The sequence below is a fragment of the Candidatus Babeliales bacterium genome, from assembly GCA_040879965.1.
GTDB lineage: Bacteria > Babelota > Babeliae > Babelales > JACPOV01 > JBBDJI01.
Genome location: JBBDJI010000013.1, coordinates 370,280 through 392,925, shown reverse-complemented (window position 1 = coordinate 392,925; position 22,646 = coordinate 370,280). Strand labels below are relative to the sequence as shown.

The window sequence follows — 22,646 nt, the reverse complement described above, 5'->3', positions numbered from 1 at the left end:
GCGCCGGGAGAATTACCGCTTAAAAATGATAAATATTTTAAAAGAAATATCTTCAGGTTTTAAAGGGAGTTATAATAGTTATTTAAATATGTAGTTTTATTTGAATATTATGTTTTTCTAATTCACTTAACATTGATTCATCTAAAGCAATAGATTCTTTTGTTTTTAGACGTAATTTTTTGCCATTGTCTTCAAATAAAATTTCGAGTGGAATAGTGCCATTAACCATTGTTTTTTTGATCATTTCAATTAGTTGTGCATCAAAAGCGACAGGGAGAGATAAAGTAGAACGTATTGATGGCCATTCCTGAAAAAAAAGTTCGACTGGTATAAGTTCATTTACTTTAATTTTGCATAATTTTTGTGCCGTAAGATCAAGTGAACCTTTTATTATGAAAACTTGATAGTTATTAAGCCATGCTTCAACTTTTTTAAACACTTTAGGAAAAATAATGGCTTCACATTTTGCTGAAATATCTTCTAATTGTGCGAATGCCATGCGATCACCTTTTTTTGTCATGATTTGTTTGCAAGAATTAAGCAAGCCACAACCAATCACAATGGGTTCTTCTAGCGTATTTATCTGCAATGCTTTATTAAGTATTTCATCAAAAGATTGAATTGAAAGCCATTTGATATAATTTTTGTAAGCATCGAGCGGATGAGAACTTAAATAAAATCCGATAACTTCACGTTCTTTTTCTAATTTCTCTTTATTTGCCCAATCGGGACGAGCAGTAAAGCTGTAACTATCATCTTCATCGCCATTTGATTTTTTTGCTGCTTGAAATAACCCCATTTGACCAGTTTCTAAGGCGCGTTTTTTTTCAAGCGCTTGGTCAATAATAATTTCGAGCTCTTCATGTTGTTGTGCTCTGTTGCCGGGTAATTGATCAAAAGCGCCCGCACAAATTAAGCTTTCTATAACTCGTTTATTAACGGTGCGCAAGTCAATTCTTGTGCAAAAATCGAGCAAATCTTTAAATGATTTTTTTTCTCGTTCGCGTACAATAGCTTCTAGTGCGGCGAGACCAACATTTTTTATTCCTTGCAAGCCAAATTGAATTCCATTATGCACAACACTAAATGCAATATCTGAAGTATTTATTTCCGGCGGTACAATGCCTAAGCCCATGTCTTTTGTTTCGCGCAAATAAAATACCATTTTATCCGGGTGAGTTGCCTCTAAAGAGATTAAGCATGCCATAAATTCGGCAGGATAATGTGCTTTTAAATAAGCAGTTTGATAGGCAATGAGGGCGTAAGCTGCAGAATGTGATTTATTAAATCCATAGCCGGCAAAATAAGCCATAAGATCAAAAAGTTCACCAGATTTTTTGTTATCAAATTCTTTTTGTGCGGCACGAGATAAAAATATTTCTCGTTGCTCAGCCATTACTTCAATTTTCTTTTTTCCCATTGCGCGGCGTAAGATATCCGCTTCACCGAGTGAATAACCGCCTATAGCAGAAGCAATTTTTATTACTTGTTCTTGATAAACAATAACGCCGTACGTTTCTTGCAATATTGGTGCAAGTTCATCAAATAAATACGTAATTTTTTGGCGGCCATGTTTACGTTCAATAAAATCATCCACCATGCCTGAACCAAGTGGGCCGGGACGATATAAGGCGTTTACTGCAATAAGATCTTCAAATTTTTCTGGTTGTAGTTTGCGGAGAACTTCTTTTACCCCTTCTGATTCAAATTGGAACACACCAGATGTGTTGCCTTCACGCAACAAAATAAATGCTTTTTCATCATCAAGCGGTAACATATCGATATTGATATCAACGTCATAATTTTTTTTAATTAATTGTACCGCGCGATCAATGAGTGTTAAGTTTTTAAGGCCTAAAAGATCTATTTTTAAAAAACCGATACTTTCAAGTTCAGTCATCGCATATTGGGTAACAAGCTCAGTGCTTTTTGATGGCACGTATACTGGTAACACTTCATCGATTGGCTCGGGAGAAATTACAATACCAGCTGCATGTTTAGAAGCATGTCGTGTAATTCCTTCAAGTTTAAATGCAATTTCAAACAATTTTGCTACTTTAGGATTTGCATTAATTAATTCCTTGATTCGTGGTTCTTGTTCCAACGCATCACGCAAGCTAATTTTCAACTGATCTGGTATAAGGCTCGTGATAGCATTTGCATCTTCGAATGGAATACCAAGTACACGAGCAACGTCTTTCACTACCCCTTTGGCCATCATAGTACCAAAAGTGATTATTTGCCCTACATTATCATGGCCATATTTATCACGCACATAATTAATAACCGTCTCACGGCCTTCGATACAAAAATCGATATCGATATCAGGCATTGTGACACGTTCAGGATTTAAGAATCGTTCAAAAAGAAGATTGTACTTAAGTGGGTCGATATTTGTTATTTCAAGTGACCAAGCAACAAGTGAGCCAGCAGCAGAACCACGTCCTGGACCTACCGGAATGTTATTTCTGCGTGCCCATTGAATAAAATCACTCACTACTAAAAAATAACCAACAAAACCCATTGAAGTAATTAAATCTACTTCTATTTTTAAACGATCTTGATAAGTTTTAATTTCCGCTTGATCAATACGGCCTTGCGTAATTAATGTTTCAAGACCTTTTTCACATAACTGTGTAAAATATGTTTCTGGGGTATGTTCTTGTGGGATTTCAAATTTGGGGAAAAAAAGTTTATCTGTTTGAAAATCAAACGTGCACATATCGGCAATTTTACCGCTATTCCAAACTGCTTGCGGATGATCTTTAAATATATTCAGCATCTCATTTGCAGTTTTTACATAAGCACGTACATCGCCAAAAGAAAAACGATCGGTATCAGTAAGTTTATGCTGCGTTTGAATTGAAAGCATAACTTCATGTGCTTCATGATCTTCGGGCAATAAATAATGGCAATCGCCGGCCGCAATTAGCGGAATATTTTTTTTAGTACTCCATTCATACAATTTTTGATTTAAAATTTTTTGTTCTTCTTGTTCTTCCGGCTGTACTTCAAAATAAAAGCGATCATTGCCAAATACTGATACAAACCAATCCATACGCTGTTCTGCTTCAACCTCATTATTATGTTTAAGCAACGAAGGAATATGGCCACCAAGACAAGCTGAAGTTGCAATAAGACCTTCTGAATGCTTTTCTAAAATATGGTAATCGATACGTGGCTTAAAATAGAATCCTTGCTGATAAGAATAAGAAATAAGTTTACAGAGATTTTTATAACCGATTTCATTTTGCACTAATAAAATTAGATGATAATACTTTTTTTCAACCGATTTTACTGTTACATCTGGGGTAAAATAAGCTTCCATGCCTAAGATCGGTTTAATACCAGCTTTCTTACATTTTTGGAAAAATTTAACTGCACCAAAAATATTACCATGATCAGTCATGGCAAGTGCTTTAAATTCTTGCTCTTTTGCAAAGTTAATTAATCGATCAAGACTAATAGCTCCATCTAATAATGAAAATTCTGTATGCATGTGTAAGTGCGTAAAATGCTGCGCCATATAATTCCTGGATTAAGAAAAAGCGATAATTTATCTAGATATTTAAAACGGTATGATAATTATCCAAAAAAAGTTGAATTACTGTGTTGCTTTATTGTACCTAATTTTTCTTTAAATTGGTACTGAAAAAAAATTTACTGAAGAGAGCAAATAGTTTCTTTTTCTGGAGATATTTCGATAAATGGCGCACCTGACCATATCTCTTCAGGATGTATCTCTGCAAAAATATCGGTTAATTTTTCATTAGCAAGACCATCTAAAATATTTTCAAGGCAATAAATTTCAGAATAAAAAGGGAAAATAATAACTTGTTCTTTATTGGTAAAACCAATAAGCCGATTGCCTTGCGCATTAAATTGTAATGAAGAGATGAAATCGTTTTCTTGCTTTAGAAAATTATCAATCGGAATAATGGTTTTTTTGCCAGTTTTAATATTTAAAACAGAAAGTGTTTGATTGCTTGCGCTTGAAATAAGTATATAAGGTATGATCGGGTGAAATATCATCGCATAAATATGTATGATTTTATCAGCTATATTTTCAGTATGGACATTATAAAATTCTTTTTGTGAATATAATGTTGTTTGGCTCACAAAATTGCATTTTCCAATTTGATAGCCAATTTCATAATCCTCATTCGGCGTTAATGAATAAAAAAAGATATTATTATTTCGTGGGGTAATTAAAAAAAGATTATCAGGAGAAAAAGCAATAGTATGGATATTATCGTCTATATTTAGTCTTCTGTATGAATGTTTTTTTATATTCCATAAAGTTAGTTGTTTGTTTGCAACCAATGCAATGAGATCATTATTATTGATAATAATTTTAGTAATAATATCTTGAAAGGGAATCGCAAAGTTATTGAAGTTTACTTTCCAGGATTTATTATCTAATTGTGCTATATAACTGACATTACTTTTACTAAAGATAATTTGATAAGCAAGAAGAGTACTCGCATCTATTTTTTGTAAAGCTTCATGCTTGTATACAAGGGCAGGTTTATATATATTTTTTGTATCATATGCCTCAATATTATGATCCGCATGAACTAATAATAATGATCCATCTTGATTAAATTCTAGCTTTTTTATTTTCTTGGTAGTTTGTATATCAAGAATAGATTTGTATTGATAAGTAGAAAGGTTTAAAAACAATAAGCGTGGATTATCAAAATGCTCAATATTTGAATTAGATAAAAACAAATCACTGAATTGGGTAGTTTTTTTATCATAAATACTTATTGCTAATAAATTTCTAGCCGGATGTAGTGCGGCAGTGCTTATAGAATAATTTAATTTCTGTAGCGCAATTGGTTTAAGAAGTGTTTTTATATTTTGAAAATATAATTCTTTAACAATTGTTTTTTCAAGTTCTATAGGAAGTTTTCTTTCTTTTAAAAATCTATTTTTTTCAATGTTATTTAAGGTTGCAAAAAAGCTTACTATTTTATTAATACAAAGCTTTTTTAGTGAAGAAATGGGTTTTTTATCTTCCATTGGGTATAAAATGAAAAAAAAAGAACTCAATAAAATAATGCAATAATGGCGCATGTTTTCCTTATGTAAAAAATATATTTGATCCTATTATGCAAACAAAATTCTAAGAAAGTAAACTTTTGCTTGCTTTGTATAAGATTTTTTTTATAATTGGCATCTGTTTTATTCTAAATTTTTAATAAATTGGAACAGTAATGAAATCGACAAAATTTTTCTTATCATTAAACATTATATTGTTTTTTCCCATTTTGTGTATGGAAAGAGAACTTGCTAATTATCAAGCAGCGGATGCTTTCAATAGATCTGCAATTGTTTCAATAGATAACTTTGCGGTACGGCATTTGCAACAAGAATCAAATCGCTTTTCTTGTGATATGCGTGTTATCCCGCAAAATAGATCGTTTATTGCGCAACGAGAAATATTTCAAGACAAAATAAAAAACGATTATTACCGATATCTACATTCTAGGGAGGGTTATAAGTTATCAACTAAAATGCAGGTTATTGAACAAGAAATAAATCATACATTAAATATTTTACGAAATTGCTGTTTAAAAGATGAAAAATATCGTCTGTATTTGCCAGAATTTGTGAGCCTTAAAATTCAAGAATCAACCTTAAATAGCTATTTAATTTCGACTAAAGAAAAAATGGCCAGAATTTTGTTTAAAAATGGCGTACCGCAAAAATTAACTGAATCAGATCGTAAAGATCTTAATAAACTTATCGATTCTTTAGAGAAACAAACAAAGGAATGGTTTAAGTATGATTATTATACCATCGTTAAAGAAATTGATAACGCGAGTTCAAGTTATAAATGTTTTAATGATTCACAATTAGAAAAACAATTAAGCTCGAGTCAGCCACTACAGCAAATTACAGAAGTAATGGATCTGTGTAAAAAAGATGAATTTCAAAAAGCTGCAGAGATAATCAATCAAAATAAAGGATTTTGGCATTTTGTTAACGAATCACGACAGGTACATAAATCTTTTTTAAGAAAATTATATCTTACGCATTTTAAAAATAAATTTGATGAATTTGGTATTGATAAAAAGTTTCAAAAAGATCCATTATATAAAACAATTAGAAAGCATATTATTGCAGAACAGTGTTCATTATCCACTGTTGAACGCATAAAAAAAAATAATGCAATTCCAATTCCTGATGAAAAAATGAAGGAATTTTTTATATATCGTGAAGAGCTCTATAATAATTTGTTACAAACGGTGGGTATCACTAAGCCTTCTCCAGAAGTCAGTGAATTCTTATATAATGTAGTTTTATTTCTTGATGATACGCAAAATTTTCATAAGATGGCTCATTTTTGTGCTCATGGTGCTTATCGTGATAGTTACATGCTTGAAGAAAAAGACGTATATGATCAATTATTTGATGAACGTGGCTTGCCAAAATTTCTTGATATCTTCAATAATGAGTTGCTAAAAGATATTAATATTCCTGCTAATATTCATTTTAAAGAACATGCGATTGAACGAGAATGTTTATTCAATTTGGCTCGTTTAGATGTAAATGATGAACAATTAAAAAATATTGTAAATGATGGTATTCAATGCATTATGAAGGCATGTGATACCGAAAATCTTAAAGTAGCGTTAGCCTATCGCTCTTTAGCACAATCTTTTGTACACGCAATTTATCATCAACAAAGCGATGCGTTATTAAAATGCGGCAATGTTTTGCAAATCAATACAAATGAACGTCATATTAAATTACAGTTACGTCTTATTCCAATTATCGCTTCACTTGCAGAAAGAATACATCATTCAAATTTAGTTGTTAATGAAGAAAAAAAGTATGCAGAAGACATTCTTTTATCAATTGATGATTTATATGGAAAAGTGATACATCAAAATTCGGTATTTAGTGAAAATAAATTGCAAAAAATATGCAATCGTATTGAGCAACAAAATCTTGTAGGTGCTTTTAAAAATGATGGCCTATTTATTAATCCCCAAGAAACAATTATAGCAAGATTTGATATTGATGAACAAAAACAATTCGGTTTGCTTAATATAATTGAAGAAGAAAAAAATGCATTAATAAAATGTAACCCTATAGAAACGGTTGAAAAAACATTTGGTCTAGATGCGCAATGCTTGGAGTATATATTTTTAAATGAACAAGAACGAGCAATAGTAAGTGATATTGATAATAATCAAGTATTGATTGAAAAAATTAATACAATTGTTACTGATATGCAGAATGAAGCGCCATCAATTCTTACCACAACTATTCCTTCAAATATTGGTGAATTAAGCTTGAAAGAATACATTGCATATATCAATGAATTACAAGAAAAAATAGCACTCCGTCGAGATGCTTTTTTCATAGGCTTAGGTAGCAAACATCGTCAAGCCATAAATAAATGTATAAACATTTTAAGCAAGTATTCTGAAATTGCTGGATTAGAATTACTAAAAAAAGCGGTTGAAACAACTGATATGATACAGCATCCAATAGAAGCAACATATAATTTAGTTAAAGGCACCGGCCAATTGTTACATTTTATGGGTAAATTTGCAGTTGCTTATTCAGGTGATCTGCCGTTGCAAGATTTACAGATACAATACCGTAAAGAAATTGATGAGGTTTTAACTACGCTTTATGAATTGCCGACTTACCAAAAATTTAGCCTTCTTATAAATTATTGCGCTGATACATTTGTGTGGCGTGGTTTTAGTACCGTGCTTGTAAAAACAAAACCATTATTGATTAATGCGAGCAATCAATTATTGCAAGTCGGGCAGCAAGTAATAAAAGTTCCAGAGCAATTTAATCTTATTAATAAATTACGTAACCTTGCTCAAAAAGAAGTACGAGCAATTGAAGCGATCGAATGGGGACAAGGAGCAGTCCGTTCAGTTGAGCATGGATCAAAAGAAGCATCAGATATTATCGGAAAAGTTAAAGATACCATTTGCAAAGAAATGGATTTTGCACCCAAAGATATAGATCTTAGTAATGCACATAAAGTAGCAGAAACAAGTGAAAATACTAGTCAAATAAGCAAAATGCAAAAAGCAGGCAATTCTTTGACGCGCAAAACAGTACGCAATAAATCAGGAAATTGTATTGATCCCTCAAAAAATAAATATAAGCCAAAAAGCAAAGTATCTGCAAAAAAAGAAATAATAGAAACGCCGGAAAAAACTAAATTTAGTAAACGTGCTGAAAAACAAAATATTAAAAAAAATAAAAAAATTGCCGAGCAACCTGGCAAAAAGCTTTCAAAAGAAATAGAAGAATTACACTCCAAATTTGATGGTCTAGAAAAAGGTTATGACGTTTTTGAAGGAAAAGATATTAATTTTAATTATGAACATGTTTGCCAACCGGATATAACCATTTCGGGCAAAGCCTCTGGTTGGCACCATGATGTTGGTGGTTGGTTTAAAAATCAAATCAGGCGTTTTAAAGGGAAAGAAATTGAGATATTATCAATGGAGAAAGTGCAACATGGTATTTATGAATTAGAATGGAGATATATGAATGGTAAAGTTAAAACTTCAACTTTTTTCCCCTCTGATTGGAGTAGGACTAAAGTTCATGAAAAAGTTTTTGAAGCATTTAATTATTGTAAGCAAAAGAAAAAACTATTTGAATTTAATCCCCAAAAAAGTAACTGGATATTAATCGGGAAAACCAACGAAGGAATTAAGATAAAAATGGTATTTAATAAATCTGGAAAAATTATAACTTATTATCCAGTTTTTAAAGGTTAACATGAAAAGTGCACATTTTTATAAATATGAAAATGATTATGAGTCATTTGGTCAATTGCCATTAGGTTCAGCTATTGGAAATTTATGTGAGCTTTTACTCTATGATTTTGGATTTTGGGGTAAATGGATTTATAGATTTTTAGATGGTTCATATCAAGAATGTGAAGGTAATTGTATGCTTTTGAAAAAGATTAATGATAATAAAATATTAATTACTTCCCCTGATTTAGATTATGATCCTAATTCCCTTATAATATTTGCAGATGAATTGCGTTATATTATTGACCAATGGATTGAGCTTCGTAAGCAAAAAGTTGATGAAATTATCATTACTCAAGATAATGATAGTATAAATATTGAGGGTAAATTTTATCAAGAAATTCAACAATCATCAGTTCATTTTATTAAAGAAAACGATCAATATGAGATTATTAATGATAACAATAATGCACTTGAGTTACTTGCCTATTTTTTAATAGAAGATTTAAAGAAACCTAATGCTCGTAAAGAAATTATGAAAAGATTACATGGACACAAATCTTTTGAAAAAGCTTATCAACGCTGTTATTTAGAAATAGAAAATAATAAAGTTGCTATATCTGACCTTCAATTTCATGAACGATTGCCTAAAATAACAGTTTCTTGCTTATCTTTATTAAATTTAATCAATGAATGGCAAGTGATAATAAAACAGCAACCAGAATTTATTTCAATAGATCGATATAAAGATAATTTTCATATTAAAATTGGTTAAAATTGAACAAGCTTGATTATAGACTCAATTACCATAAAAAGGGAAATAGTGGGCGATATACTACTTTAACTTTTGGTTTAAAATAACGATGCGGGAATCTATTGTAAATTCCTTGAAGAATATTTTTTAATAAATCTTTAACTTTTTCTTTAACTATTGGATCATAGCAATCTGTTTTATAGATTTCATAGAGTTCATCGAATGATTCATGAAAACAAATAGGGGTATAATTTTTGTGGTGCGGCCAGTTTTTAATAAATTCCAATAATTCATAGTATGCAAAATAGTTTCTTAAATGTTTTTTTGCAAAACCGTTGATATATTTTACACAAAAATAATTCGATACAATTGATAAAATTGATGCGGCTAAAAAACATCCATAAAAAAAAGTAGCAGGATATTTTAGCTTTTTGTTATTTTTCTCACTAAAGTGAATGAAAGATGCTATTGTAGTATAGCTCAGTGTAATGCCGCTACATGCCAAAACTTTAGGAATATAAAATGCGGTTTGAGCTTTTTCAATTGAATTTCGGATGAATATTTTTTCTAAATATTCCCATTCTCGACTTATAAAATCATTTGCAGCATTAATAGTTGCAAAGGTTATTAATGAAAGAAAGATCAAAGAAAAATATTTTTTTTTCATTTGTATAATCTCTGAGAAATTTTATAAAGGTTAATAAGTCAGTAATCTTATCTTTAAATAAATTTTTTTCAAGAGTATTATTTTTGATTGTATTATTCAAAATTTTAGATATATTTGGCTCGAGTTAGTCCAGCATTTTTTATTAAAGAGGAAGAAAGGTGAAAAAATTCTTTTATTGTAGTGTTTGTTTAAAATCATAAGCTTCAATGTTATGGTAGGAACTTGTTCATCTATCTATACGGCTTTTGAAAGAATAAATAAAGGAGCGAATAGACAAATCTACCATTACAAGAGGATTAACTATTTAAAATAATATTTTTCATGAATTTATTGCTTGTCCTTAAAATAGAATATTTTTCAGAAAAATAAGCTGAATTTAAATAAACTCGCTTGATAATATTTATACGAAAATTTATGGTAAATACTCGTTTGTATTTTTTTTAATAAAACAAGTGCTTTTTGTTTGAATTGCTTAGTTTCTCCATATTTTTGATACTCTTCGTATAATTCGTCAAATGATTCTATAAAGTATTCCGGTACTAATTCTTTTTGAATAGGCCAATTTTTTATAAATTCAAGGAATTTTTGATATAAAAAATGGTTTCGTAAATATTTTTTTTCATAGATAGAGATTGCAAATAAACCAAAAATTGTTGCGCAAAAAGTAGTAAAATTATGAGTTCGTGGTAATTCATATAAACAAAGATCCGAATTGGTTATTACTATCTCTTTAATATTTGTGCTTAATGGAGAAGAGTTCTTTGAGAAAGCAGTGTATTTGTGCTTATAATTAATTAATTGGCTAAAACAAACAAAAGATCCTAAGCTGATAATTCCTAATTTTTTATTAAATACAGAATTATTAGCATGTTCTACAGGATTTATAATGAATAACTTTTCTACATGTTCCCATTTTTGTTGTTCAAATTCAATATGAGATTTAAGAATCATAGGTATGTTGATCGCTAAGTAACAAAATATTGGTAGGAATAGTCTCTTATACATATAATCCTTTAGTTTTATATTTAAAAAATCTGTAAAAATATTTTCAAAATAATACCAAAAAAATTAGATTTGTTTAAAAAAAATCTATATAATTCTCTAAAATTTAAATGTCTGAAAGGATAATTTGGATTAGGTTTGCTTGAATTATTTGATAGAGTTAATGAACTTTCAAAAAAATTTAATATTTTGAAATCTTAAGGATATAATATTTATAATTTAGAGTTCGAGCTGGAGAAGACGAGATATCAGGAAATTACATTTTGATTGTGTTATTTGTCAAGAAGAACAAGTAATGCAATTTTTTTATATGCGTAAATGGTTTACATTTTTCTTTATACCGGTTTTTCCAACAAGCCCTAAAAAATTGTATATTGAATGTTCTGATTGCGGTAATTCTTATAAACCTAAAAAAGAAACAGTAGAGTTATTGAACCAAGAATTTCTGAAAAAAATTGAATAACTAATTAATTTGAAATATTGGCCGTAAAGTTAATTGCTGCCACCGCAGAAGGTGAAACAATCACATTAGGTACACCCACAAAGTTTGCCGTTGTATTGTCACTTGAAAAATTGCTATAAATACGGTTAACAGTTGTTGTACTATTTTGAATACCCGTGCTGTTTGCTACAGCAGTATTGCTTCGTACTTGGCATCGATTACTAGCAGCAAGCAATGAAAAACCAATCGCCGTATTGTTTTTTGCTAAATTGTTTAAAAGGCAATGATTATTATTAGTAATCTGGAAGCCAGTAGCATTGCTTTTTGCTTCACAATTTTCCAAGACATGGCTATTGCCATTGATGATAAAGCCAATTTGAGTATTGGCATCTGCAATACAATTTTGCAAAGAATTATTATTACTCCGCACCATAAATCCATTTGTTCGATTTGCTTTTGCTTGGCAATTAGTGATAGTTTGCTGATTACCATCAATTAAAAAGCCATCAAGCCTGTTATCATTTGATTGGCATTGATCAAAGTTATGATTATTACCAGTACTAATAAAACCTTCTCTGACGTTACTTAGTGCTTGGCAGCCATTAAAATTAATTTGCCTGCCTAATGTTTGATCAAATCCATTTGCTTGATTGCTAAATGAAAAGCAGTCAACTAAATCACAATTGAAGCAACTAGTTAATTGAAAACCATCAAAGGCATTGAATGAACTGATACAATTGCGAATGAGGAAGTTTTGACTAAAGCTTCCATTAATGCTACCAATCAAAAAACCATCATTACGATTAAAACTCGATAAGCAATTTTGAATGCGACAAGTGCGTACCCCAAGAAGTTGCATGCCATTTAAATTATTTAAAAACTTAATATTTTCTAGAATAATTTGTCGACAACCAGGATTAATGAGAATGCCATTCCCACCGAGGTTTACGATAGTGCCATTTCTTATTGTTATATTGGATAGATTACTGTTTACTACAATACCAGTTAGAGAAGTAAAATTTGCACCGTTTGCACTCATAATAATGCGATTGTTCAGATCTAAAATGACATTGCTGGTATTAATGAAAATACCATTTTGAAATGCAGGCACGGTTAAATCGGTGATAACACAATATGGGCCAGGCATGGTGATCATGTTTGGTGATATACCATTTTGTGTTAATTGAATTTGATTGGCTAACTGACAATTACCCTTGCAAGAAGCTTGTGGTACTTCAGTATTTTGAACAGTGATTTCAAATTGATTATCTATTGATTGAGTGAGTAGCTCATCAAGATTTATCGGATTACTTGCTAATTCAATTTGTGTTTCTAAGTTCTCTGCAAATACTAGATTGGGTATAACGAAAAAAATTAAATAAACAAATCTTTTCATGATTCTCCTTTTGCTTCACTTATTTTGTACATCAATTGTTTGGGATGAATCAAGAAAACTTTATACGCAATAAGATTTTTGCAGCTAGTCTACTATTATTTCTTAAAATATTTCCATGCTAGATAGCTTGTTATTGCACCGAGCAAAAAAGCCTGTGGAGTACAAATGGGAGCTTGTTTAAACCAATTTTTTGTTGCATAAAACATGGAAATTAATCTGTCCTTAAATGTCACCTTATGAGGAGAAAATGGCTTTAAAGAGAAATTAATACAGGTTTGATTTTCATCATATTGAAAACCATATTTTTGATTTGAGCTATGATTGATGATAAGTGTAAAATTTTCATTATCATTTTTTTGCTTCATTTTTTCATTTTTTGGGTCATTGAATAATGAAATACAACCAGTAGGATGGATACAATCTGGTGCTTGTATTAATTGACCGATTTTTGTAACTATTTTTAATTTAGTATTAATAACCATTACATTTTTATTTTGAGTATAGGCAATAAGGCAATTGGGAGCCTGATGAATATACGTTAAAGCATAAATATCATCATCGCAAAGTTCCAAATTAATCAATTCATATTTTTCAGTATTCAAATCATAGATTATAATTGATTGTTTTTTTTCATTATTTATTTTACAAGCAATAGCGACTAGATTAGTTTCTTTTGGATTCCAAACCATACCCCCGGTAAGTTCAAATTGAGGTAAATTTTCATTTATATTGTAGTTTTTGGTTATTTCAAAATAATGAAATGGTTGTCCATTTCGGCTTGTATATTGCTTAAATTCTAATTTTTTTATTGTTTTATTCTTATGAAGATCAGAAGTGATGAGAAGAGCATGATTTGATACAGATGGATTAGTTATAATATTATTAATCGCCTCTTCGCGTGAAAGTGCTTCTTGCTCAAAATAAAACTCAGCGGTTTTATCTTTAAAGCAGACAGTATCAATATATTTTTCATTATCTAGGCTTATTCTGCCTTCTAGCCAAAGCGGTATGTATGGATATTTTTTATTTTCATGAGTAAGTAATGAATTAATTTGCAATGGATAATTACTTTTATTTATAGGCATTAAAACAAGTCTATAAGAACTCAATATATTCTTTTTTTTGTTTATTATATCCCCGGAAAGAATTTCTATTGATTCATTGTCAATGAGCGGAATGAGCTGAGATTTTTGAGAAACATATTTTTTTGCGCAAATAGAAGAAAGTTCAAAAGAGAGATTTTTTTTATCTGGAAATTCTAAATCTTGTAAAAAGTTACAATTATTAGCAGAAGGTTGCTTTATGATTTCTTTATGGGCTAGATTGTTTAGTGATGGTATTTCCATTCCCTTCATTATCGAAAAAGAGAAAAAAATAAGAGATATAAGTGAATGTTTCATATTGAAAGCCTTTTGTTTCGTTTACTTTTAATTTGTTAATTTTTAAAATATTTCCATGCTAGATAGCCAAGGCATACAGAACCTAAAGTATATACTAAAGCCAATTTTTTTGGTGATGAAATTTTGAATGGATTAATGCTTGAAAAATTCGGTAGTTTATTTCTAATCCAGCTTTTAGCTCCACAAAACAATGAAGGCTTTTTTTGATTAGAAGGTATTTTTATCTCTTCTTCGATTATTTCTTCAAAAGCAATTTTTTCGGCTAGTTCTTGAGTAGTGGATTCAAGTGAAAAATTAATAATAATTTGTTGCTTAGCGCTATCTAATCCACTAGTTACTTCCGAATAGAAAGTAGGTATATATTCAGATACGTGTTTAGAAAGAATATTAAGAATAAGGCTAAATTCTCCTTGTTTAAAAGGATTACTGAATAATGAGCAACATAGAGGGTTGGAAGTGATAGAATCTAATTGTAATTTTGTTGGTATTGTTCTAATGGCTTTATTTTCAGTGTTAATGGCGAGTATGTCCCTATTATTGGCATACGCAATGATTAGATTAGGTGTATCATAATGAAAAGTTATGGCATTGATTTTATGATGATTAATGTTTATAATGGTACTTTTTTTCAAATTTGTATCATAAAGAAGTAATACATTCTTTTCACAATCATTATCATTAATTTTAATATTTGCTGCTATAGCAACAATATTTTTGTTCTGCGGATGCCATGCTATTGCTCCAGTCGGTAAACACATAGTGAAATGCTCGCTTAAATTAAAAGATTCTTTAATTGAATATACATCATCTATTGGATTGAAGTGTATTTTTCGAAGAAATATAGCATTAGGCTCATGTTGCGATGGTGATGAGAGGAGTAGTATTTCATTTGGTACTGATAAATTTGTGCAAATACCTCGAATGCTATAATTATTAATATTATTAAGATCTGCTATTTTTTGCCATTGATTATCTCGTTTAAAATATAATTGTGGGTTGATTTGTTTATTAATCCCTAAATGTACAAATTGTTCAGATGAAGAATTATTATTATTTAAAACGTTTTCAAGAGGCATGGTAAAAGTTTTTACGAAAAAAGGATTATTGTTTAATCCTAAGTCATAATGGGTATGATTTGCTATTGATTGATTTTTTATATCTGGAATCCAAGTGAAGTAAGAAGATCGATCACTAATACTTATGCTTATATTTTTTATTAAAGATAAATACAAACATATATCATCTTGAGTATTTTTATCACAGTATGGTAAAATTTGAGAAATATTAGTATATGGTGGTTTTTTTACCATTTCATAAGCAATCATTCCAACTATTGGTTTAGGAAGGATTTGAAGATATTGAGCAATAGAATTGGGCCTTGATTGTCTTAATTCTATTTCCATCCCATTCGTTATGAAAACCAAAAAGATTGGTAGCAAAAATATGATTCGCATTATTTTATCCTTTAAATATAAGGCAATAGAATTGAGCCTCCATAACCCCATTATAAATAAAAAATGCAAAAAATGAAAATGGCTATCAAATAGAAAGGATTTTAGGGATTATTTGAGCAAAGCAAATATTTTCAATTTGAAACGTGTAGGATGATTACACAATATTTTGAATTTGCTCGCGGGCTTTTTCAAGTTCTACTTTAATATTTATCGCTTGCGCGCTAATTTGTGCATTACTGCATTTGGCTGCAATGGTGTTCGTTTCTCTGCCTAATTCTTGTACTATGAAATCAAGGCGCCGTCCTTTTTCAAGCTCATCAGAAAGTAAATGCTTTTTGAATGTTTCAAGATGATTTTTAAAACGAACGATTTCTTCATGAATATCAATTTTATCTAGTTCATAATAAAGCGCGCTACGTTGTGCTTCGGTAACTTCAGTAGATGCTTCATCAAGTGCTGCCAAGCGGGCGATAATTTCTTTTTTTCGTTGTTCCATCATTTCATTTGCAAGAATTTCAATTGAATCCATAAGCTGCTTCATAGAGGCAATACGGTTTTCTAAATCAGCCTGCAATGCTTTGCCTTCAGTTATGCGTGCATGCATAAGTTTATCAAGAACTTGTTTGACTTCATTAAAAATAAATTTTTTTGTTTGTTCATCGATAGTTTGTTCTTCAATGCTAAAAACATTCGGTAGCATTATCAGATTGGCGATTTCTAAAGAACCAGATACTTCATAAGATTTTTTTATCTGTTGTGCGGCATCAAGATATCCTTTGACGGCCGATAAATCTACTTGAATGGGGCCTTTAAATATGGCAGGATTACTAGCTTGAATGGAAAAAACTATATAGCCACGATGCAAGTTTTCTTTAAAAATTTTAGTAAATTCTGTTTCTAGATGATGGAGCGCATAAGGGAGTTTGCAATTTGCTTCAAAAAATCGTGAATTTAGAGATTTTAATGTAATTGAAAGCTGTGTTTGAGAACCATCTTTTGCAGTAAGCACTGCAGTGGATGAAGCAAAGCCGGTCATACTCACTACCATTATTATTCCTTATGCTAAATTTGCATATACATTTTGTACGTCATCATGTTCTTCTAATTCATCAAGAAATGCAATTGCTTTTTCAGTTTGTGTATCATCTAAATTAGCCGGATTATTGGCAACCCATTCTAATTCAGCATTTTCAATAACAATACCAGCAGATTCCAGCTCTTGCTTAATTGGTTCGAGTGATTTTGGCTCACAAGTGATAACAAAAGTATCTTCATCGCGTGAAATATCTCTTACATCAAAATCTAATAGTTTTTCAAGGAGTTGATCTTCAGATATATCTGTTTTTTGCGTGCGTACTACGCCAAGCTTTTCAAACATCCAGCTTACTGAGCCACCTTCGCCTAATGACCCACCTGAGCTAGAAAATAAACGGCGTACATCAGCAACCGTACGATTTTTATTATCAGTTAATGCTTCCACAATAACCGCAACCCCATAAGGACCATAGCCTTCATATAAGTGTGCTTCATAATTCACGCCTGGTAATTCACCAGTTCCACGTTTAATAGCACGATTAACATTATCCATTGGCATGTTAACAGCACGCGCTTTATCAACTAACTGACGCAAGCGTGGATTAGCTGCCAAATCACCACCACCAACGCGGGCAGCAACCGTAATTTCTTTAGTTATTCGTGTAAATGCTTTGCCGCGCTTTGCATCCATAGCGGCTTTTTTATGTTTAATATTTGCCCATTTGGAATGGCCTGCCATTGTTAAAACCTTCTAGTATCAAAAAAGGGCTTTTTGCCCAAGATATTTATTTTTTAAATAGGATAACGCTTTGAATGGAATTTGTCGACCTCGCGGAGTTTTTTCAAGCAATCCCTTGCGCATTAAAAATGGTTCAAATACCGCTTCAATAGTATCTTTATCTTCGCCGATTAATGAAGCGAGCGTATCAAGGCCAACCGGTCCGCCATCAAAATGTTCTATAATTTTGCGGAGCAACATGTTATCGACAATGCTCAAGCCGTCATCATCAATACCCAAAAAAGTAAGTGCTTCAATAACAAGCGGTTTATCAATGATATTTTTGTTTTGCACTTGAGCAAAATCACGCACACGACGGGTAATTTTTTTAGCAATTCTTGGCGTGCCCCGCGCACATTTTGCAATACGTAAGGCGCCGTCAGATGCTAATGATAATTGTAAAAATTGTGCACTTTGCAAAACAATATCACGCAATTCTTCATCGGTGTAAAAATCAAGCCGTTCAGTGATGCCAAATCGGCTTCGTAATGGGGCAGAAATCATGCCGCTTTTGGTAGTCGCACCAATTAAGGTAAATGGATGAAGTGGAAGGGTAATCGTTTTAGCGCCAGCACCTTGGCCGATAATCACGTCAACGCTGAATTGTTCCATCGCACTATATAATACTTCTTCTACATTGGTTGGCGTACGATGAATTTCATCAATAAATAAAATATCACGTGGTTCTAGACTTGATAAAATAGCAACCAGATCACCGGTGCGTTCAAGCATCGGGCCACTGGCCATTTTGATGCCCACATCCATTACGTTTGCCATAATGTGTGCCAACGTAGTTTTGCCAAGCCCTGGAGGGCCAAAGAGTAATAAATGATCAAGCGGTTCTTTACGCATTTTTGCTGCTTGCGTATAAACAGCTAATTTCTTTTTAAGTTCTGCTTGCCCTAAATAATCATCGAACGTTTTTGGAATAAAATCATGCGTACGTTCTTCTGGCGTTTCTTGCTTGGCAAGTAATTCAATAGATTGCATTTCATTCATCATGTTCCCATATTATCTTTGAGCATTTAGCTTAGTCAATAATAGGGCAATTGTCATGATCTTGCAAAATAAAAAAGGCCTGCACGATGGCAGGCTTATTTTATTTGTTTAGCTTCTATTATTTCTTAAACCAAGACATAACGTAATTTTTTGAATATTGGAATGCAAGCGACAGCACAATCCCCTTCAAGAACTTTTTAATTCTGTCTCCACGGCTTTTTAATTGAGCTGCTTTTTCTTTAAAGAATTTGCGAAAATGCGATCTATTTTCTGAATGATTTACTTCATTTGTGAGTTTGGTTGCAAAAACAGTAGTAAAGTCTATAGTTTCTTGTAAATCGCAAGTATCTGCAAACTTCTTAATGGCTTTTTGGCGTGCTTTTAGAATACTATTGCCTGAAATACTTTCTGGATCAGGTAGAAAAATTAGAAATTTTGCTAGTACCAGATTTGCCTTCTGTTCCTTAGGAAATGTTTCAGCAATAGATTTTATGTTTTCAGTATTTAGCGTTTTTCTTCCTGGAGAGAATTCATTGTTTATATAAAAAATATTTTTTTCAATTATTTTTTTTAGTTCCTGTTTTGCGTTTTCATCATATCTTGTAAAAAAAGATTGACTTGCTGTTCCTTTAGGAAATCTATCTTCTAGTGAAAATTGCATACCATATGTTTGATGAATTGCTATAGAAGTAAAGAATAATAAAAAGAGCGTTTTTTTCATAATTTATTTTCCTAGTTAAATAATTTATCTGCTAAACCAAGATATAATATAATTTTTTGAATATTGAGCCAATAAAGTGATGCTAGCGCCGAGAATTAGAGGAGTGCCAAGAATCATCTAATCGATCTTATTTCTAATAAGAATAACCCATTCGCTTTCTACAGTCAAAAGGGGGGATTATCTGAATAACGGATGTACTTTTACAGGCGGGCTTATATTTTTATTGGATTTATGCTACTCTGAAGGCAATGTTTAAATTTTTATTCTATTTGATACAAATATGCTGATTTTAAAAAATATCTCATTACATTTTTTAGAGCGAAAACTGTTTGATAATATTAATCTTACTATTTCGTTTGATCAAAAAATAGGTTTGGTGGGCCGTAATGGCGCCGGCAAATCAACGCTTTTAAAAGCTATTGCAGATCAACAACTGCTTGATGAAGGGCGGATTGTTGTTGATAAAAAGAAGAAATTGGGTTATTTGCCGCAAGAAGTAGTGTTGCAATCTGAAAACTCCGTATTTGATGAAGCATTTTCTGCTTTTGATGAATTTGTAGCTATTCGTGATGAAATTACCGCACTTGAAGTATTGCTTGAACAAAAATTAGATGCCAAAAAAGCTGAAACAGCAGTAAATCGTTATGCTGAGTTGCAAGAGCAAATTCAACTTTTTGATGCAGCCGCAGCACAAACCAAAACGCAAGAAGTATTAAAAGGACTGGGATTTTCTGAAGAAAACTTCAAAAAGCCGGTATCTCAGTTGAGTGTTGGTTGGCGAATGCGTGTGGTGCTTGCAAAATTATTGCTACAAAATGCCGATTTTTATTTATTTGATGAGCCAACGAACCATTTAGATTTACCAACTAAAGAATGGTTTGTGTCATTTTTAAATGAAGCTTCATTTGGTTATTTACTTGTTTCTCATGATAAATATTTTTTAGATCAAGCATGCGAAAAAATTCTTGAATTAGAACGAGGGAATGGACATCTTTTTGATGGTAATTTTTCTGATTATGTACGGCAAAAAGAAGAACAACAAAGCCGATTGCACACTGCGTATCATCAACAACAAAAAGAAATTGCACGCAAGAAAGATACTATTGCTCGATTTCGTGCCAAAGCAACAAAAGCAGCTATGGCCAAGAGTATGATGAAACAATTGGAAAAGATGGATGTCATAGAAATTGAGCCCACAATGCCTTCAGTAAATTTTTCGTTCCCACCGGTAGTCCGTGCTGGTCAGATAGTATTGACTGTTGATAATGTTGGACATGCTTTTGGTGAAAACAAATTATTTAGTAATGCATCAGCAGAAATTAAGCGTGGTCAAAAAGTTGCGTTAATTGCACCAAATGGGGTAGGTAAAACGACATTATTTAATTTAATTACAGGCAAATATCCGTTACAATCTGGCTCTATAGAAGTTGGGTATAATGTTTCTTCTGCATATTTCCAGCAAGATCAAACGGCAGTGCTTAATCCTAAAAAAACAGTTTTGCAAACAGTAATGGATGAATGTCCAACAATTCCTGAAACAAAAGTACGCTCATTTTTAGGATCGTTTTTATTTTCTGGCGATGACGTTAAGAAAAAAATACAGTTTTTAAGCGGTGGTGAAAAAAATCGGGTAGCAATGGTGATTGTTTTGTTACAAGATGCTAATTTTCTTTTATTAGATGAACCAACCAATCATTTAGATTTATATGCCAAAGAAGTAATGTTGCAGGCATTGCAACAATATCAAGGTACTATGCTTTTGGTAAGTCATGATCGTGATTTTATCGAGCAAGTGGCAAATGTTATTTTAGAATTGACGCCAAATGGTTTATCTGCTTATGAAGGTAATTATGAAACATATTGCTATGCAAAAAAAGTACAATTAGATGGAAATAATAAAAAAAATTATAGCCAAAATCAAAATGCTCAGAATGAAGAATCGGATGTTCCGAAAACAGATCAGAAGCGTCATGAGCTTAGTAAAAAAACTCGTTCGATTGAAGCGAAAATTATCAAATTAGAGCAAGAGCGTAATAAACTTGGTGAAAAAATGGCTAATTTTGAATATGGTACTCCTCAGTACAATAAAATTATGTACCAATTAGAGGCTGTTCAGAGTGAACTAAGTCAACTTGAACAAGAATGGTCCGGGTTAGCCGAAGAACTATAAAATTCTATACTCTGAATCCGTGTAATAATCTATTTTGATTTTCGGCGTATCACCATAATACCCAATTGTTCCATCAGTAAGATTAAGCAGAACCGAAGTTGTATCATCTATTTTTTCGTGAAACGTTATGAGCACATCGTTAGCATTAAATGATTCGAGTTTACATGGTGGAATAATTCCCCTTTTTACTGATTTTTGTGTAAGCAATTCTTTTTTTAAATCAAATGTTTTTTCTATTTTGAATGCTTCTTTATCAAAGAGAATTATATCGAGATATGTATCATCATTTTTTTTCCTGATGATTACGATTCGTTCTTCATCTAAAAATTTTGCATGTTCAATAACACTATTTTCAGAGGCTTGAATACGTATTTTATCCAGTGCTTGGTTTTTACCAAAAGTATAGATATGTAAACGATCTGATAATTGAACCATTACAATATTTTTAAAATGATTAAGATCTACATTAGTAAAATTAGTATCAAGTTTATCGTTAATAATCGTCTGATCAGTATGATTATCCAGCGAAAGGCAGGTGATTTTGTTCTGCGTTGGAATCATGAGATAGTTATGTTGGTTGATGGGTAAAAAAACTTTATTCTTTTTTTGTTTGCGCCATTGGCATAGTGCATCGATTGCACTTTTATTCAATAAGATTAAAGAATCAAGATAACTTTCATCTAAATTTGATGAATCATTTTTTTTGTAAAAAAGCGAAAATTGTTGTCTATTTAATGTGTATGATAAATATTCCTGAGCCAATGAGCCAAGATCAATTGGCAATTTTAAGCTATAATATAATAATTTTTTAGCATCAGAAATATCGGCATTAATAATTTTTTCATCTAATGATTCAGTTAATGAGGTAAGAGATGTTTTTTGTTGTTTAAAATAAACTGGAAGATATTTTTTTTCTGAAGCAATCTGAATTTTTTTGCCTTTAATGATAGGTTTTTTATAGGATGATTGATCGCAAGAGAGCGATGAAACTATCTCTTGATTTTCCATTCCATGTAAACAAAGAGTCAAAAAGAATAGCGTTGAAAGCATTTTAATTTTTTTCATTTATTCTCCTTTT

At 31.3% G+C, this 22,646-nt stretch carries 15 protein-coding genes; 3 read left to right on the top strand and 12 right to left on the bottom strand.

All coding sequences use genetic code 11. The features are described 5' to 3' along the window. Positions 1–82: 82 nt before the first annotated feature. A complete protein-coding gene (gene dnaE / locus WDZ41_05570) occupies positions 83–3,526 on the bottom strand; it encodes a DNA polymerase III subunit alpha (protein ID MEX0940802.1) in 3,444 nt (1,147 codons plus the stop codon). A gap of 134 nt (positions 3,527–3,660) precedes the next feature. Next, entirely contained in the window at positions 3,661–5,079 is a 1,419-nt protein-coding gene (locus tag WDZ41_05565; GenBank protein MEX0940801.1) for a hypothetical protein, read from the bottom strand. 140 nt (positions 5,080–5,219) lie between these two features. On the opposite strand from WDZ41_05565, the gene WDZ41_05560 reads away from it, so the two are divergent. Both WDZ41_05560 and WDZ41_05555 read left to right on the top strand, forming a co-directional pair. Further along, positions 5,220–8,771, top strand: coding sequence for an EndoU domain-containing protein (locus WDZ41_05560; GenBank protein ID MEX0940800.1), 3,552 nt, complete (start codon positions 5,220–5,222; stop codon positions 8,769–8,771). A 1-nt stretch (position 8,772) separates the two neighbouring features. Continuing rightward, positions 8,773–9,525 carry a hypothetical protein gene (locus WDZ41_05555; GenBank protein ID MEX0940799.1) on the top strand — a complete coding sequence of 251 codons (753 nt, stop codon included), beginning with the start codon at positions 8,773–8,775 and terminating at the stop codon, positions 9,523–9,525. Positions 9,526–9,553: 28 nt separating this feature from the next. On the opposite strand, the gene WDZ41_05550 is transcribed toward WDZ41_05555, so the two are convergent. The 9 genes from WDZ41_05550 to WDZ41_05510 all read right to left on the bottom strand — a co-directional run bounded on the left by WDZ41_05550 (position 9,554) and on the right by WDZ41_05510 (position 19,338). Then, positions 9,554–10,171 carry a hypothetical protein gene (locus WDZ41_05550; protein ID MEX0940798.1) on the bottom strand — a complete coding sequence of 206 codons (618 nt, stop codon included), beginning with the start codon at positions 10,169–10,171 and terminating at the stop codon, positions 9,554–9,556. A gap of 357 nt (positions 10,172–10,528) precedes the next feature. Further along, positions 10,529–11,176 carry a hypothetical protein gene (locus WDZ41_05545; protein ID MEX0940797.1) on the bottom strand — a complete coding sequence of 216 codons (648 nt, stop codon included), beginning with the start codon at positions 11,174–11,176 and terminating at the stop codon, positions 10,529–10,531. A gap of 464 nt (positions 11,177–11,640) precedes the next feature. Continuing rightward, positions 11,641–13,011 (bottom strand): right-handed parallel beta-helix repeat-containing protein, encoded by a 1,371-nt coding sequence (locus WDZ41_05540; protein MEX0940796.1) that lies wholly within the window; start codon positions 13,009–13,011, stop codon positions 11,641–11,643. A 95-nt stretch (positions 13,012–13,106) separates the two neighbouring features. Beyond that, complete coding sequence (locus WDZ41_05535; GenBank protein ID MEX0940795.1) at positions 13,107–14,411, bottom strand: hypothetical protein; 1,305 nt, start codon at positions 14,409–14,411, stop codon at positions 13,107–13,109. A 35-nt stretch (positions 14,412–14,446) separates the two neighbouring features. Then, positions 14,447–15,865, bottom strand: coding sequence for a hypothetical protein (locus tag WDZ41_05530; GenBank protein ID MEX0940794.1), 1,419 nt, complete (start codon positions 15,863–15,865; stop codon positions 14,447–14,449). A 154-nt stretch (positions 15,866–16,019) separates the two neighbouring features. After that, positions 16,020–16,913 carry a YicC/YloC family endoribonuclease gene (locus tag WDZ41_05525; protein MEX0940793.1) on the bottom strand — a complete coding sequence of 298 codons (894 nt, stop codon included), beginning with the start codon at positions 16,911–16,913 and terminating at the stop codon, positions 16,020–16,022. 9 nt (positions 16,914–16,922) lie between these two features. After that, the gene (locus WDZ41_05520; protein MEX0940792.1) at positions 16,923–17,639 is read right to left on the bottom strand and encodes a YebC/PmpR family DNA-binding transcriptional regulator; all 717 of its coding nucleotides are present in this window, start codon (positions 17,637–17,639) and stop codon (positions 16,923–16,925) included. 18 nt (positions 17,640–17,657) lie between these two features. After that, the gene (ruvB, locus tag WDZ41_05515; protein ID MEX0940791.1) at positions 17,658–18,677 is read right to left on the bottom strand and encodes a Holliday junction branch migration DNA helicase RuvB; all 1,020 of its coding nucleotides are present in this window, start codon (positions 18,675–18,677) and stop codon (positions 17,658–17,660) included. Between the two features lie 118 nt (positions 18,678–18,795). Next, complete coding sequence (locus WDZ41_05510) at positions 18,796–19,338, bottom strand: hypothetical protein (GenBank protein ID MEX0940790.1); 543 nt, start codon at positions 19,336–19,338, stop codon at positions 18,796–18,798. Positions 19,339–19,678: 340 nt separating this feature from the next. Here WDZ41_05510 and WDZ41_05505 point away from each other — a divergent pair, with 340 nt between their 5' ends. Beyond that, entirely contained in the window at positions 19,679–21,568 is a 1,890-nt protein-coding gene (locus WDZ41_05505) for an ABC-F family ATP-binding cassette domain-containing protein (GenBank protein ID MEX0940789.1), read from the top strand. On the opposite strand, the gene WDZ41_05500 is transcribed toward WDZ41_05505, so the two are convergent. Next, entirely contained in the window at positions 21,563–22,633 is a 1,071-nt protein-coding gene (locus WDZ41_05500) for a hypothetical protein (protein ID MEX0940788.1), read from the bottom strand. The genes WDZ41_05505 and WDZ41_05500 overlap by 6 nt on opposite strands. Positions 22,634–22,646 lie beyond the last annotated feature (13 nt).